Raw genomic sequence first — 16,305 nt, 5'->3', positions numbered from 1 at the left:
TATAGAAAATACATTTAACAAGCGAAAAGCCCTTTTTGCTTAAGTTATACTTCCATGATGATTGGTAAAATCATTGGACGGCGTTTTGTCTTTTCATATAAAAATGGTGATAAAGTATCTGTAATTTCATTTTTAATTTCAGACCATTGACTTGTGCGACGTTCCATGACTTTATTTAAATGCTTTGTTATTAAATTCTGAGCATCATTTATTAAGTCTCCAGATTCTCTCATATAAACGAAACCTCTAGATATAATGTCAGGTCCAGCTGCAATTTTAAAGTCTTTCATGTTAATGCTAACTACAACAATAACCAGCCCTTCTTCTGATAAGATACGACGATCGCGCAAAACGATATTACCAATATCCCCTATACCATTACCGTCAATATAAACTGATCCTGAAGGGATTTTTCCTGCAACAGATGCTTCCTTTTTGCTTAAAGCAAGCACTTCTCCATTGTCCATAATAAAACAATCTTCTTCCTCTACACCACAATCAATAGCAAGCTTTGTGTGCATTTTTTGCATGCGATATTCACCATGAATCGGCATAAAGTACTTAGGCTTAATTAATCGTAGCATTAGTTTTTGTTCTTCTTGTCCACCATGCCCAGAAGTATGAATGTCATTTAATTGACCATGAATAACTTCAGCGCCTGCTCTTGAGAGCCTATCTATTGTACGGCTAACGCTAATTGTATTTCCAGGAATAGGTGAAGATGAAAATACAACTGTATCACCAGGGATAATTTGAATTTGTCTATGTGTGCCATTTGCAATCCTGGATAAAGCTGCCATTGGTTCCCCTTGACTACCTGTACATAGAATTGTAGTTTGATTAGCTGGCAGTCTGTTGAGTTGAGCCGTATCTATAAATGTATCTTTCGGACATTGAATGTATCCAAGCTCTTGGCCTATTTCGATAGCACCTTCCATGCTTCTCCCAAATACAGCGATTTTACGATTATTAGCAACCGCTGCTTCAGTAACTTGCTGCAATCGATGAATATTTGATGCAAAAGTTGCAAAGATAATTCGACCATCAACTTTCCTGAAAATATCGTGAATGCTATCACCTACACGCCTTTCAGACATAGTGAAATCAGGATTTTCACTGTTTGTGCTATCTGAAAGTAAGCATAACACTCCCTCTTTCCCTATTTCTGCCATCTTTGTTAAGTTTGCTGGCTCTCCAACAGGAGTAAAGTCGAATTTGAAGTCACCGGTATGTACAATTTGTCCTGCAGGAGTTTTTACAACAATACCATAAGAATCAGGGATACTATGAGTAGTCCTGAAAAATGTAATTGCTGTTTTTCTAAATTTTATAATATCGTCTTCTTTAATTTCATGAAAAGTTGTTCTTCGTAATAGTCCATGCTCTTCTAATTTATTTCTAATAAGGCCTAATGCTAATTTACCACCGTATATAGGAATATTAAGCTCACGTAATAAATACGGAATTCCTCCTATGTGATCTTCGTGTCCATGTGTTATAAATAAACCTTTTATTTTATTAGCATTTTTGACTAAATAGCTATAATCTGGTATTACGTAGTCGATACCTAAAAGTTCATCTTCAGGAAATTTAATTCCAGCATCAATTAAGATTATTTCATCTTGATATTGAACACCATACGTGTTCTTTCCGATTTCACCTAATCCGCCTAGAGCGAAAACCGCTACTTGATCATTTTTTACAAATTTCATTAGTTATCAATTCTCCAATACTTTAAAATCTTCATTTCTTTGTTCGAATTCTAAATATTCACCACTTACTAGCTGAACAAACTCAATATTTAGATTTCGATCTTTTAATTTTTCTCTTACATCCTGTTCTGAATCAGCGTTTATGTACACAGTTTGCGTCTTTTCTCTCACTGGTACTTCAAGTACATCTTCCTGAAAATAAACTTTAAAAATCATTCCTATCTCTCTCCTTAACCTCCGAAATTACAATTCACTTGTTTTATTATAAATAAAATAACATATATTTCATTTTTTTGCTGAAGTATATGAAAGTATATATTTATAGTAGTTACATTCACTTATTTTACAATAAAATGGTCCATGGTGCTAATTAAATAATGAGCCCTTCAGTAGAAGGGCATAAATGCATTTATATTATTATGCAATAGATTTTTTTCCTACAAGATCCCGCCACTGTTTCAACAATTTTTTTCTGAGTTTTTTTAGCATAGCTATGTCAACTCCTTATATATTTATTGTAAACGAACTTTAGTAATTGTTAAAGGGTATTTACAATCTTTATTACTAGTATATGTGTTCAAGATTAAAGTTCTCATGGGTAAAAATGGAACAAAAATTTTGATCTATACACGGTAAAGATTTTTTTTAGCAGTGATATAAACGATCGCTGAGTCAAACAATAATATTTTTTTAAAAAAATAGGTGGATTATATAATAGTTATACATAACTAAATTTCTTCTACTATTAAAATTTAAAAGTCCCAGATGTTTAGAAATGAAGTGATATTCGTAATTCAAGAGTGGGGGAGGTCTGGTATGGTTATGATGAACAAAGATAAAGGATTATATTAGAACAGTAAGATATTTGCGAAGCACTTTAAAACGAAAACGATCACAGGTAATACAAATGAAACAGTAGGTGAGAATAGCAAAGGATCAGATCCAATTTAATTAGGGTCTGATCCTTTTAGTCATCTATCAAGAGGTGTGGCTTCTTCTAACAATGTAAACGGCTCTTTTTCATTGATATGGTCATAAAACATGATGCCGTTTAAATGGTCTATTTCGTGCTGGAAGACGATGGATGGAAGTCCTTTCAGGCGTATAGAAATATTTTCACCTTCTAATGTGGTTCCTTTTACTGTGATTCGAGCATATCGTGGAACGTACCCAGGAACTTCTCGGTCAACTGAAAGGCAGCCCTCACCTGTTGTTAAATACGTTTTTTCTACAGAATGACTAACAATCTTTGGATTGAATAATGCGTAGCTAAATAATGTGTCATTGGCGTCATGAACATGAATTGCAATCATTTTTTTAGATACATTTATTTGAGGTGCAGCTAAACCTATACCAGGTCGTAAGTCATATTTTTCTGCCAATTCTTCATCTTGACTCATCTGGACATATTCAATCATGCTTTGTAAAATATTTATATCTTCCTTTGATGGAGGCATTGCTACTTCTTCAGCGACTTTCCGAAGTGCAGGATGGCCTTCTCTAATAATGTCTTCCATTTTAATCAAGAATTTTCACTCCTATTTAAATCTTCTAGTTATTTTAGGCTGGTTTCGCATAGATTGTTGCTTTCTGTACTAAGATATAAACAATTAGTGCTCGAGGCAACTTTTCGACTTTTAACATTTTAGGTTTCGGATAATTTTCATCTAATAGCCTTAATAATAATATTAGCAACAATGTTTAAGAAAAGAGCCCTATTTTATTATAGTCTATCAAATACATATGAAATTGTTAACAAAATCAATTATTATTTTGAACTATAATTATGCCTAGTAACAAATATGCACGTATTCGAGGTATCTATTCATGTTAATAGACTACTTTGAACAGATGTGCTCATGTTTATTTTCTTTGTTTATAAAAAACTTTTAAGAAAGCTCGATATATGTAAATTATTCAGTCATTTTCAAGTAGACAAGCTCATAAATATGTATTGTACTAATCGATCATTATTTTTCTTGTACATATTGTCAAATATCATAGATATCATTATAGTAGAAAGTGTTAGGTTGTGAGGGGGATTATTGTGTATAAACAACAGAAAATATTAGGGGTACTCAGTATGCTAGTGGCGTTACTGCTTGGAACAGCCGCTTGTAGTGGTACTAGTCCTGAAGAAAAAATTTACAATACTCTAGAAGAGGTCGTTTCGCTTGAAACTGATTTTGAAGAACAACAAGAGCCTTTGACGGGGTTAGAGCTAAAGGATAAAGAATTATTTGATCAAATTATATCATTAAGTATGGATGATTTTGATCAGATCGTAACCCTTTCTAACGAAGCTCTTAATGTTGTTGCGAAGAGAGAAGAACATCTGAAGAATGAATATGAGAGCATAGAAGCAGGGAAGAAGCATTTCGAAACAATTCTGTCAATTACTGATAGCATGAAGGATGAAGACTTAAAAAAATCAGCAACAGCTTTATTTGAGTTAATGAACGAACGTTATACTGTATATGAAGATCTTCACCAACGGTATGTTCAATCACTGTCATTAGATAAAGAACTATATGAAATGCTTCAAATTGAGGATTTACCATTAGAACAATTGGAATCTCATATCACGAAAATAAATGAAAGCTATACTAACGTCATGGATACAAATGAAAAATTTAATCAATTGACTAACGAGTTTAATGAATCAAAATTGTCTTTCTATAACAATGCAGGATTTGAGATTGAACATTCAGATGACTCTAATGTGAGTGAATAAAAGAATAAATTTAACTACAAAAAGTGAGGATATTATACCTCGCTTTTTTATTATGGGAAGATTTTTTTGTGAAAATTGCTACTTTTTTTGCGAAGAGTAACAATATGATGCGTTGTACGAAGGTTCATCGGCTTTAAAGTAGAAAAGATACCACGAAAGCTAGTTGTAAACGTGCTTATTTCTAAGTAGGAAAAGCAACAATCAACACAAAAGCTTATTGAAAAGAAAAGTTGCCACAACCGCTAGCTATATATATGTTTTTAACTTAAGTGCAAAAAACAACAATCAATCTAAAAACAGCCTATGGGGAAAATGAAATATATTATAACAGATGGGGTATTTGTAATATAACAGATTGTTTTTTTGAAGAGAAATATAAATGCGGTTAACAATACAATTAACTTGAAAAAACTATGAGCATAGAGATTGACGACTCCTGTTTTGATGGTGTAATATTTTTATGTAATAAAAATTGTATTAATCAATTACTTTGATATGAATGATACAGATTCTATTATCCATATAACCATAAGAAACTTATCTTATTATCTACCCTTAATATGGCTTGTTAAAGTCAAAATTGGATAATCTAATAAGTAAGCCAAAGGGTTCCAAGTTACCACTTATTGTGTAATTACCCTGAAAATAACTAATTGGAGAAGAAAGGAAGAGGTGAAGCAGATGGGAAAAACTACCCAAACTGACACTAAAGAACAACTTTCAAAAGTAGAAGAGCATTTTCAAACACTTCAAATTTTGAATGAAGAAGGCGAAGTTGTAAATGAAGACGCTATGCCTAAGCTATCAGATGACCAATTAAAAGAGTTAATGACAAGAATGGTTTATACACGTATCTTAGATCAACGTTGTATTAGTTTAAATCGTCAAGGTCGTCTAGGATTTTATGCTCCGACTGCAGGTCAAGAAGCTTCCCAGTTGGCTAGTCAGTTTGCTTTAGAAAAAGAAGATTTTATTTTACCTGGATATCGTGATGTGCCACAAATTGTATGGCATGGTTTACCATTATATCAAGCATTTTTATTTTCAAGAGGACATTTTCATGGAAATCAAATGCCTGAAGGAGTAAATGTGATTTCACCGCAAATTATTATCGGTGCACAAATTACTCAATGTGCTGGTGTAGCGCTTGGGATGAAAAAACGTGGTGAAAAAGCAGTAGCAGTTACTTATACAGGTGACGGTGGTGCGAGCCAAGGAGATTTTTATGAAGGTATGAATTTTGCAGGAGCATACAAAGCACCAGCTATTTTCATTGTTCAAAATAATCGATTTGCAATTTCTACGCCAGTGGAAAAACAATCTGCAGCAGGTACTGTTGCTCAGAAGGGTGTAGCGGCTGGAATACCTGGTATTCAAGTTGATGGGATGGATCCTTTAGCTGTTTATGCTGCAGTAAATGAAGCTCGTGAGCGTGCGGTAAACGGTGAAGGACCAACATTGATCGAAACCTTAACATATCGCTATGGCCCTCACACAATGGCTGGAGACGATCCTACTCGTTATCGTTCTACAGAACTTGATGATGAGTGGGAAAAGAAAGATCCACTTGTACGCTTCCGTAAGTTCCTAGAAAGCAAAGGCTTATGGTCTGAAGAACAAGAAAATAATGTAATTGAAAAAGCAAAAGAAGATATAAAAGAAGCAATTAAAAAAGCTGACGAAGCACCTAAACAACAAGTATCAGATTTTATTAATAATATGTTCGAGGAATTACCATACAACTTACAAGAGCAATTGGAAATTTATCAAGAGAAGGAGTCGAAATAAGCGATGGCCCAAATGACATTGATTCAAGCAATCACCGATGCGTTACGTACAGAGTTGCGTAATGACCCTAATGTATTGCTATTTGGAGAAGACGTAGGATTAAACGGTGGGGTTTTCCGTGCTACTGAAGGATTACAAGCAGAATTTGGTGAAGATCGTGTATTTGATACACCTTTAGCTGAATCGGGTATTGGTGGCCTTGCAGTAGGTCTAGGTTTACAAGGTTTCAGACCTGTTCCTGAAATACAATTCTTCGGTTTTGTATATGAGGTTATGGATGCGATATCTGGACAAATGGCTAGAATGAGATATCGTTCTGGAGGACGTTATCATTCGCCAATTACAATACGCTCACCATTTGGTGGAGGAGTGCATACACCTGAGTTACATGCAGACAGCTTAGAAGGATTAATGGCTCAGCAACCAGGATTAAAGGTAGTCATCCCTTCAACTCCATATGACGCGAAAGGTTTATTGATTTCTGCTATCCGTGATAATGATCCAGTTATCTTTTTAGAGCATATGAAATTATATCGTTCATTTAGAGAAGAAGTACCTGAAGAAGAATACACAATTGAAATCGGTAAAGCGGATGTAAAGCGTGAAGGCAGCGACCTATCGATTATCACATATGGTGCAATGGTTCATGAATCTTTAAAAGCTGCAACAGAACTTGAGAAAGAAGGAATTTCAGCAGAAGTAATTGATTTACGTACAGTAAGTCCATTAGATATTCCTACAATTATTTCATCTGTTGAAAAAACTGGGCGTGCAATTGTTGTACAAGAAGCACAAAAACAAGCTGGTATAGCAGCGAATGTAGTAGCGGAAATTAATGATCGTGCTATATTAAGCCTAGAAGCACCAGTATTACGTGTAGCAGCTCCAGATACAGTATATTCGTTCTCTGCAGCTGAACCTATATGGTTACCTAACTTTAAGGACGTTATTGAAACTGCGAAAAAAGTAATGAACTTTTAATTTAAAGTTCCCAAGATAATGACTTTATGCAAAAGGACTAGGAGGTCGACAACATGGCATTTGAATTTAAACTGCCTGATATCGGAGAAGGTATTCACGAAGGTGAAATTGTTAAATGGTTTGTAAATACAGGCGATGAAGTCAATGAAGATGACGTACTGTGTGAAGTACAAAACGATAAAGCTGTAGTTGAAATTCCTTCACCTGTTAAAGGAAAAGTGTTAGAAGTTCTTGTTGAAGAAGGAACGGTTGCTGTTGTAGGTGACACTCTCATTAAATTTGATGCACCAGGATATGAAGGCTTAACATTTAAAGGTCAAGAAGAGGAAGAAAAAGAACCTGAGCAAGTAGAGAGTGTGGAAGAGGTAACTGCAGCAGTTCAAGCGGATATCCCTGAAGTAGATGAAAATCGTCGCGTAATTGCAATGCCGTCAGTTCGTAAATATGCACGAGAAAAAGGCATAGACATTCGTCAAGTAGCTGGTACTGGAAATAACGGGCGTGTACTTAAACAAGATATCGATACGTTTGTAGCTGGTGGAGCTGTACAAGAAACGGAAACAGTAGAGATCGTTGAAGAAATCTCAGCTGTACAAACACCTGTTAAGGAAGAAAAGCCTGCTAAGCAACCAATCCCAGCTGGAGAGTATCCTGAAACTAGAGAAAAAGTAAGTGGAATCCGTAAAGCTATTGCAAAAGCAATGGTAAATTCAAAACATACTGCTCCTCATGTAACATTAATGGATGAAATTGATGTAACTAAGCTTGTAGCACATCGTAAAAAGTTCAAGAGTGTTGCAGCTGATAAAGGTATTAAACTAACATTTTTACCTTATGTCGTAAAAGCTTTAACATCAGCTTTACGTGAGTATCCTGCTCTAAACACATCTATGGATGATGCAACTGATGAAATTATTCATAAGCATTATTACAATATCGGTATTGCAGCTGACACAGAAAAGGGCTTACTTGTCCCAGTAGTTAAAAATGCTGATAGTAAATCTGTGTTTACAATTTCTAATGAAATTAATGAGTTGGCAACAAAAGCTCGTGATGGTAAACTTGCACCTCAAGAAATGAAAGATGCTTCATGTACGATAACGAATATCGGGTCTGCAGGTGGTCAATGGTTCACACCAGTTATTAATCACCCTGAGGTTGCCATTCTGGGCATTGGCCGTATTCAAGAAAAACCAGTTGTTCAAGATGGCGAGATTGTAGTAGCACCTGTCTTAGCATTATCATTAAGCTTTGATCATCGGATGATAGATGGAGCTACTGCTCAATATGCTTTAAATCATATTAAACGTTTATTAAACGATCCTGAATTATTATTAATGGAGGGGTAATCGATGGTAGTAGGAGATTTTCCAATTGAAACAGACACTCTTGTCGTAGGAGCTGGCCCTGGTGGTTATGTAGCAGCAATTAGAGCAGCACAACTAGGGCAAAAAGTAACGATTGTTGAGAAATCTAATCTAGGTGGAGTATGTTTAAACGTTGGTTGTATTCCATCTAAAGCTTTAATAAGTGCAGGGCATCGTTATGAAACTGCATTACATTCTGAAGATATGGGAATTAAAGCTGAGAATGTTACTGTTGACTTCTCAAAAGTACAGGCTTGGAAAGCTGGAATAGTTAAAAAACAAATCGGTGGAGTAGGGACTTTATTAAAAAGTAACAAAGTCGACATCGTTAGTGGAGAAGCTTATTTTGTTGATGCAAATACAGTCCGCGTGATGGATGAAAATTCTGCACAAACTTATAAGTTTAAACATGCAATCATTGCTACGGGTTCACGTCCAATTGAATTACCGACTTTTAAATATAGTAAACGTGTTATTGATTCTACTGGAGCTTTAGCATTGGAAGAAATTCCAAAGTCATTAGTCGTTATCGGTGGAGGATACATCGGTACAGAGCTTGGTACAGCTTATGCTAACTTTGGTACGGATGTAACAATATTAGAAGGTGCGGATGAGATTTTATCTGGCTTTGAAAAACAAATGAGCAGCATTGTAAAGCGTAAACTTAAGAAAAAAGGCGTTGAAATCTTTACGAATGCTTTAGCACAAGGTGTAGAAGAACGTGAAGATGGGGTTACGGTTACTTTTGAAGCAAAAGGTGAAACAAAAACAATTGATGCTGATTACGTGTTAGTAACAGTAGGTCGCCGCCCAAATACCGAGGAGTTAGGTCTTGAACAAGTTGGTGTTGAATTAACTGATCGTGGTGTTATTAAAATTGATAAGCAATGTCGTACATCTGTGGATAATATCTTCGCCATCGGTGATATCGTCGAAGGACCACCGCTTGCACACAAGGCTTCTTATGAAGGAAAAATAGCTGCTGAGGTCATTTCAAACCATCCGTCTGAAATAGACTATCATGGAATTCCAGCAGTTGTATTTTCAGACCCTGAGCTAGCATCAGTTGGTTACTCAGAAAAAGAGGCGAAAGAGAATGGGCTAGAAATTGTAGCTGCTAAATTTCCTTTTGGTGCAAACGGAAGAGCGCAGGCGCTTAATGCAGCTGAAGGTTTCCTAAAGCTCATTACGAGAAAAGAAGATGGGTTAGTGATTGGTGCACAAATTGCTGGTCCAAATGCATCTGATATGATTGCTGAGCTTGGTTTAGCAATTGAAGCAGGAATGACTGCTGAAGATATTGCTATGACAATCCATGCACACCCAACATTAGGAGAAATTACGATGGAAGCTGCAGAGGTTGCCATCGGAAGTCCAATTCACATTTTGAAATAAATTTAAGAATGCTTACGTTACTGATAAACATGTTAGTGATATAACTAAAAAAGATGTCACTGTATAACCTAGGTAACGTAAATACATGTAATAAAAAAAGGCTGTCATGAATATATAATGACAGTCTTTTTTTATTCTTTATTGCCTTCTAAAGCCTCTTTTATCGGATTCATAATCTCATCCTTACTTATATGACCTTCTACTTGTGCAATAATTTCGTTATCGTACATCATCACTAGTGCTGGATATTGGTTAATATTAATATTTATATTAAGTTCTTCTGTTTGTGATGAAATAATGACCATATTTGAAATTTCATGTGGAAATTCTTTTTTCAATTCGAGTAAAGCATCATAGTAATTTATTTCATTTTGCACATTGTTTTCATCTGAGAAAAACATCAACTGTAGATCATCTTTATTTTTTGGGATGCTAGAAGTGTCATTCTGTTGGCAAGATGCAATGAAAATGAATGACAGTAAAAAAAATGTAGAAAGACGCTTCATTATTTGTTCACTTCTTTCAGTCAAAATGAGTGAATGTCTCTTTTGTGATTTGAATCGAAATACTTATAACATGTAGTACTATTTTAGCATGTGAGAGTCTGGGAATAGACTATGTCATCTATTTGTTACAAAAATGAAAAATAGATGTTGCTTGTCTTGCATAAGTATTAAAAAGAGGTTAAGAGAAGGGGAATAATATATGAAGACTTTAACTGTTTTTATGGTCCAATTTATAATATGGAGTGCATACAGTATTATAGAATGGTTGTCTCAGCATGATGGTCGCGTGTCAAAGTCAATATTACTAGCAATATTAATTTATTTTGCATATATAATCGCACAAAAAGCAATGCAGTCTAAAAAGAGAGGTGTAATAATTACGATCATTAGCCTCCCTTTATATTTTTTATGTCGTGAGCTATTCTGGGCTTTTGTTGCTATTTATTGACGTATATTCTTTATCTCGCTTTGATTGATTTCTAGTCAGGTGCTCAACTTCTTCTAACACATCATGTATAGACAATAGTTCAAACAACAACACTGTTTCTTTTGGAAAATGATGATAGTATTTTGTGTGTGTTTCCCCTATTTGTTCTTTACATTTTCTGAAATTTTCATCAAGATCTTTAATTAAGTCGTAATGATCATCAGAAATACGGTGCTTAGGATCCTTCAATATAGTATTTATAGATATAAATGCTTGGTGAAGTTTTTCTTTATCTATATTAGTTACAATACTATAATTTGACAAATGTTGTAAATTTCCGATGTGAAATAGTATTTGTTGCAGCAATGTTAATTTTTTATGTTCAATTTGAAAATCTCTCATTTCTTTCGTAGTATGCCTATGGAACTTCCACTCAGCACGTTGATAGTGACATAGTTGTAAAGTTTTTTCGTAGCTTTTAGTTATAGCTTGAAATTGTTGAACAGTTTGTGTCTTTTTGGTGTTTGTAAGGCCCAAAATATCATGACCAATTACTTCAATTGTTTGAGCTGTCTCTATAAACAGCTTATCAATTGATTTATGTATAATAGGAGAGAATTTTGGCGGTAATATGATCAAGTTTACTAACGTAGATACGAACAATCCAATGGATGTTGTTAGTAGTCTTGTAAAAAAAGCAAGTATAAAATTATCACCTGTCACTGGGATCATTGCAACAGCTGTTAAGGTTGCTACTAAGATGCCATCATCCAGTTTTAATCGATGGCATAATAAAATCGTACTTGTTGCTGCAAGGGCATAGGAAAGAGGATCTTCACCAATAAAAGCCGTAAAAGTTAATGAAAATGCTGCTCCAATAGCTGAAGCTGGGAAGCGAACAACACCTTTTTTAATGGATTCTGCAGCTGTTGGCTCAATTGTAACAATAGCTGTTATAACGGCAAAAATAGCTGGAAGGCTAAGTAGCTCGCATATATAAGCGGTAATAAAAACAGCGAGTCCCGTCTTAAAGACACGTCCCCCAAATATTTTAAATTTATTTACAAATCTTTTCATTTCTTCAAACTCCGTCTCATAGTTTACCTTATTTTGTTAAATTTTTGCTGTTGTCACCACTAAGTTTATACGCGAATATAACTAGTTTCATAGCATGTTTGCTACTTCTAATAAAACCTTTCTTGTTGTATTTATGTAGTAGAAATAGCTATGTAGTTTTTTACATAATTTGTTATTTTTATAATAAGGGCTAAATACGTTTATGACTAACGTTTGGGGTAACTTTTTTCTCTAAAGGCTATAAACATTATTTCATTCATATCAGTTACACAACTATATGTGAAAAAAAGCAAAATATTTTACCAAAAGAGCCTTTTTTATGTCATCATTACAGTTGGGATAAATTGATGAGATACTTGTCAAGTTTACTTGAAAGACCTCACTGGATGTTATCATTAATATTATAATATCAATGGTAAGAAATAAGGTAATCATTTTTATTTTTTTAGAAAAAAAAATATAACTATATTATAATTAATGAGTATTTTTAATAAATGGAGGATTATACGAATGAAAATCATCACAATTGCAATTTTATCGATCCTAGCTGCTTACATAACTGGCTGTAGCCAAGGTGATGTTACTAAGGAAACTGTCGCAATCGACAATGAAGAAGTAAACATCGAGGAGATGACGGAAGTAGAAGATAGTAATTCAACAAACATAAACACTACAACGAAATCTAGTGTGGAAGAGCAATTTAATAACACTGAGGAATTGGAGATAGTAGAATTAGAGCCCCAATATATAATAAACCCGAATCATTGGGGAGTTGAACCAATTGGTGACGCTAATGAAAATGTATTATTATTAACAATTGATGATGCCCCAAATAAATTCAGCTTGCAGATGGCTCATACTTTACAGTCCTTGAATGTAAAAGCGATCTTTTTTGTGAATGGACATTTTATTGATAGTGAAGAAGAACAAGAGGTATTGAAGCAAATATATGAACTCGGCTTTCCGATAGGCAATCATACATGGTCTCATAATAATTTAAGTGAATTATCTGAAGTTGAACAATATGAAGAAATTGTAAAATTAAATGATGCAATAGAAGAAATAACTGGAAAGAGGCCGCAATTTTTTCGAGCTCCATACGGGGTAAATACTGAATACTCAAAACAACTAGTTGCTGAAGAAAATATGGTGTTAATGAATTGGTCATATGGATACGACTTTGACAAAAAATACATGACTGAAGAGTCAATTTTAGATATTATGGTAAATACGCCACTCCTTCGTAACGGTGCGAATTTATTAATGCATGATCGTGAATGGACAAACGATGCGTTAAAGGAAATTGTTATTCAGCTACAAAAGAACGGTTATGACATGGTTGACCCAGTGTTAATCAAAATCAATCCACATACAGATTAAGTTGACTGTTAAGTCACCTTAATTAATCATTATTGACATAATGTTCTTTCGGTTGTAGCTAAGCTCGTATTTTGATAAACTTAACTCTATAGGTAATTAGGTGGGTGGATCCACCTGATTACCTATAAATCTAGCTTACCTAATAAATTCATTTATATTTAGATGTAAATGAGCATGGATATATTAATAATAATAGATCGTTCTGCCGTTAAATAGGTGCAATTCACCAGAAACCTTTTTAGCTAAAAATTTACAAAATTCATTAGCTTTGCCCTTGTCTCCATGTGTGGATTGCTTTAACAAACTTACTTGTATATATTGTTGTTGGCGTACCTCTTTAGAATCCATGTCTTCAATGCTTTCGTTACCTATACCAACAATGATTGATTTATATTGTTTATGTTCAGACTGTAAGTGGAATAAATCATTGTTGCCATCATTAATCTTTGTTATCCTGTAAGGAAACGCTGAATCATCATATTTCCAGTCAAGCTGCTTACCTGTTTTGTTAGTGATCTCTTTATAATATTCAAACAGGTCTTCTACATCATCTAATGTAATATCATGTTTCTTAGATTTTGGCACTAGTTTTATGTATGCGTTGTTTGCCATTCTCTTCACTCCCAATTCTGAATATGCACGTTCGATTACATTCTAGCATTCTCATTGAGATGTTGACAACTTCTTGAACAATTAATCCATGAACTTGTCAAAGGTTTAGAATTGATTTATAATAATATTCTGAATATTATTTTGCTGAAGGAGGTTGTTTATGAACCTATTTGAAAAATTATACGATGAGCAAGAGACGGTTAAGGTACGTTTTGTGGGTTTTACAACAACAGAAACGAGATATGATTTTGGCATCATTTATACAAGTATGTTTTTTGGAAAACCGTTAGTCGTATGTATGCAAACTGGGCGTTCAACCCTTCTAGATCCTAAAGATGTTGAGGATCATGATCATTTACACCATGTCTTCCGCCTAGACTCTAAAGATGAAGCAGCAGACCTCGCTGAATTCTTCAAAGTAAACTTACCTGTATCTCCATTCCAATCCCAATATGAATAGTGCTCATTTAAAAGATGACTTTAATGTCATCTTTTTTTCTTAATGTTATGGCTGTTTTCGCATTGATAGTTGCTTTACGTTCTATCATGTAAGAACGTAAGCATGTAGCGTTCCTTGCATCTTTCCTACTTTATTAAAATCTCCCTTATATTAGTCCAATATTAGTCAAAATAGCCCCTAATTTACGATAAGGGTCCATATTATATAACAGATATTAAAAGTTATAATTATTTTTATGTGACATACTAATTGTGCTTGACTAAATATATGTGACATATTATTATTAAGTTAAATAAAAGATAACGCTTTCAAAAATTCAATTTTGTGCAGTTGTCGAGGTCGTTTGAGTGGTCATAAAACGAAAGGGGTTTGATGAATGGGAACAATCGTATGTCAGTCGTGTAACAGTACAATTGACCATTATGAGGATGAAAAAGTTACGATACTGTATGGAAAAAGTACTGAGTGTTGTTGCGAAGATCACAAAGAGAAATAAAAAACAAGCATGTTCGGTTTTTGGATAGAAAACATTAAAAAAACAGCGTTATTGGGGACACAATTCACATATGAATTGGTGTCTCCTTTTTATTGTTATATAATAGGTATGCAGAATTATGATACGATCTCTACATAAGTTAGATTACTAAATATAAACTTCTATTAAAGTGATATCATTTTCTAAGGTAGTTCGCTTAATGCTAAGCGAACTTACTTTTTGAAAGGAACTAGAATTTTTATGTTAATATAAATTTATAAATTGTGAAATGATTTGCTTATACTATGGGCAGCTTGTTTTTTAATTACAAAAAACAGTAGGAGAAACTAGCATAAAGAGAGGTGGATTTTCTGGATTTACATTATCAAGAGTATGGGGATAAGAATGCTTCATTAATGGTATTTTTGCACGGTGGTGGAGTAAGCAGTTGGATGTGGGAAAAACAAATTCAATACTTCAGTCATTATCATTGCATTACAATAGATTTACCAGAACAAGGGGAAAGTAATTATACAGAAAGCTTTTCAATTCAATTAAGTGCGGAAAAAATAAATGACTTAATAGAAAAATTAGCAAACGGTAAAAAAGTAATTGTTATTGGTTTCTCATTAGGTGCACAAGTAACTATACAAATGTTGAGCATGAATCCGAATTTGATAAATTATGCGGTCATAAATAGCGCATTAGTAAGACCTAATTCATTTGTTAGAAAAATGATTAGACCGTCTATAAAATTAACTTTTCCATTAGTTAAAAATAAATCTTTTTCAAAACTTCAAGCGAAAACATTGTACGTTGGTAAAGAATACTTTGAAACATATTACAAGGAAAGTTCTGAAATGAAATTAGATACACTTATTAGAATACTAGAAGAAAATTTGTCATTTGAAATTCCTAATAATTTTTATAAAGCAACAGGAAAAATATTAGTTTCTGTCGGTGAAAAGGAAAAAACAGTAATGAAAAAATCAGCAGCAGATATAGTTTCAAATAATACAAATTGTAAAGGGATCATTATACCTAACGTCGGTCACGGAATATCCTTGTGGAATCCTAAATTCTTTAATCAAATGATTGAAAAGTGGATACAGGAAGATGCTTTGCCACAAGGTATTATAACAATAAAGTAACAAATGTTTGTTGTGCTAACGTGAGCTTTAGTACAATAAGAATGGTAAACATAATACATTAAAAAGAGGCTGGGACAAAACCCACCTCTGAGATGAAAAAGCCGGTGAAATTTTACAAGAAGTAAAATTTCACCGGCTTTGTTTATTTTGGAATTAAAATAAGGACCACTTCTGATAAAATAAAGTTACCACACCAAATTTCATCGGAAAGAAGGGTCCTTATGTTTAAAAATTATATCA

General features: G+C 33.9%; 16 protein-coding genes. 10 read left to right on the top strand and 6 right to left on the bottom strand.

The genetic code is table 11. From position 1 onward, the window contains the following. Positions 1–44: 44 nt before the first annotated feature. The 3 genes from rnjA to def form a co-directional block, all read right to left on the bottom strand. Positions 45–1,712 carry a ribonuclease J1 gene (rnjA, locus tag JM172_RS00080; protein WP_214480007.1) on the bottom strand — a complete coding sequence of 556 codons (1,668 nt, stop codon included), beginning with the start codon at positions 1,710–1,712 and terminating at the stop codon, positions 45–47. A 6-nt stretch (positions 1,713–1,718) separates the two neighbouring features. After that, entirely contained in the window at positions 1,719–1,928 is a 210-nt protein-coding gene (locus JM172_RS00075) for a DNA-dependent RNA polymerase subunit epsilon (protein ID WP_214480006.1), read from the bottom strand. A gap of 755 nt (positions 1,929–2,683) precedes the next feature. Continuing rightward, positions 2,684–3,238 carry a peptide deformylase gene (gene def, locus JM172_RS00070; RefSeq protein ID WP_214480005.1) on the bottom strand — a complete coding sequence of 185 codons (555 nt, stop codon included), beginning with the start codon at positions 3,236–3,238 and terminating at the stop codon, positions 2,684–2,686. 521 nt (positions 3,239–3,759) lie between these two features. On the opposite strand from def, the gene JM172_RS00065 reads away from it, so the two are divergent. The 5 genes from JM172_RS00065 (at position 3,760) to lpdA (ending at position 9,977) form a co-directional block, all read left to right on the top strand. Next, positions 3,760–4,446 carry a YkyA family protein gene (locus tag JM172_RS00065; protein WP_214480004.1) on the top strand — a complete coding sequence of 229 codons (687 nt, stop codon included), beginning with the start codon at positions 3,760–3,762 and terminating at the stop codon, positions 4,444–4,446. Positions 4,447–5,127: 681 nt separating this feature from the next. Next, a complete protein-coding gene (gene pdhA, locus JM172_RS00060) occupies positions 5,128–6,234 on the top strand; it encodes a pyruvate dehydrogenase (acetyl-transferring) E1 component subunit alpha (protein ID WP_214480003.1) in 1,107 nt (368 codons plus the stop codon). 3 nt (positions 6,235–6,237) lie between these two features. Beyond that, entirely contained in the window at positions 6,238–7,215 is a 978-nt protein-coding gene (locus JM172_RS00055; protein WP_214480002.1) for an alpha-ketoacid dehydrogenase subunit beta, read from the top strand. A gap of 53 nt (positions 7,216–7,268) precedes the next feature. After that, the gene (locus JM172_RS00050; protein ID WP_214480001.1) at positions 7,269–8,564 is read left to right on the top strand and encodes a dihydrolipoamide acetyltransferase family protein; all 1,296 of its coding nucleotides are present in this window, start codon (positions 7,269–7,271) and stop codon (positions 8,562–8,564) included. 3 nt (positions 8,565–8,567) lie between these two features. Continuing rightward, positions 8,568–9,977: a dihydrolipoyl dehydrogenase gene (gene lpdA, locus JM172_RS00045; RefSeq protein ID WP_214480000.1), complete on the top strand. Its 1,410-nt coding sequence runs from the start codon at positions 8,568–8,570 to the stop codon at positions 9,975–9,977. Positions 9,978–10,108: 131 nt separating this feature from the next. Here lpdA and JM172_RS00040 read toward each other — a convergent pair whose 3' ends face one another. After that, the gene (locus JM172_RS00040) at positions 10,109–10,507 is read right to left on the bottom strand and encodes a hypothetical protein (protein ID WP_214479999.1); all 399 of its coding nucleotides are present in this window, start codon (positions 10,505–10,507) and stop codon (positions 10,109–10,111) included. A 175-nt stretch (positions 10,508–10,682) separates the two neighbouring features. On the opposite strand from JM172_RS00040, the gene JM172_RS00035 reads away from it, so the two are divergent. Beyond that, positions 10,683–10,931: a hypothetical protein gene (locus tag JM172_RS00035; RefSeq protein WP_214479998.1), complete on the top strand. Its 249-nt coding sequence runs from the start codon at positions 10,683–10,685 to the stop codon at positions 10,929–10,931. Here JM172_RS00035 and JM172_RS00030 read toward each other — a convergent pair. After that, positions 10,902–11,987 (bottom strand): FUSC family protein, encoded by a 1,086-nt coding sequence (locus tag JM172_RS00030; protein WP_214479997.1) that lies wholly within the window; start codon positions 11,985–11,987, stop codon positions 10,902–10,904. The genes JM172_RS00035 and JM172_RS00030 overlap by 30 nt on opposite strands. Positions 11,988–12,497: 510 nt before the next feature. Here JM172_RS00030 and JM172_RS00025 point away from each other — a divergent pair. Further along, a complete protein-coding gene (locus tag JM172_RS00025) occupies positions 12,498–13,367 on the top strand; it encodes a polysaccharide deacetylase family protein (protein WP_214479996.1) in 870 nt (289 codons plus the stop codon). A gap of 183 nt (positions 13,368–13,550) precedes the next feature. Here the strand turns inward: JM172_RS00025 and JM172_RS00020 are convergent, their stop codons facing one another. After that, a complete protein-coding gene (locus tag JM172_RS00020; RefSeq protein WP_214479995.1) occupies positions 13,551–13,979 on the bottom strand; it encodes a DUF1885 family protein in 429 nt (142 codons plus the stop codon). 160 nt (positions 13,980–14,139) lie between these two features. Between JM172_RS00020 and JM172_RS00015 the strand changes: the two genes are divergently transcribed. The 3 genes from JM172_RS00015 (at position 14,140) to JM172_RS00005 (ending at position 16,065) form a co-directional block, all read left to right on the top strand. Then, complete coding sequence (locus JM172_RS00015) at positions 14,140–14,439, top strand: DUF3055 domain-containing protein (protein ID WP_214479994.1); 300 nt, start codon at positions 14,140–14,142, stop codon at positions 14,437–14,439. A 376-nt stretch (positions 14,440–14,815) separates the two neighbouring features. Further along, positions 14,816–14,935: a GapA-binding peptide SR1P gene (locus tag JM172_RS00010; protein ID WP_214479993.1), complete on the top strand. Its 120-nt coding sequence runs from the start codon at positions 14,816–14,818 to the stop codon at positions 14,933–14,935. 350 nt (positions 14,936–15,285) lie between these two features. Further along, positions 15,286–16,065: an alpha/beta fold hydrolase gene (locus JM172_RS00005; RefSeq protein ID WP_214480422.1), complete on the top strand. Its 780-nt coding sequence runs from the start codon at positions 15,286–15,288 to the stop codon at positions 16,063–16,065. Positions 16,066–16,305 lie beyond the last annotated feature (240 nt).

This window comes from Bacillus sp. SM2101 (assembly GCF_018588585.1).
GTDB classification, from domain to species: Bacteria; Bacillota; Bacilli; order Bacillales; family SM2101; genus Nanhaiella; species Nanhaiella sioensis.
This window is presented reverse-complemented; position numbering and strand designations above follow the sequence as displayed.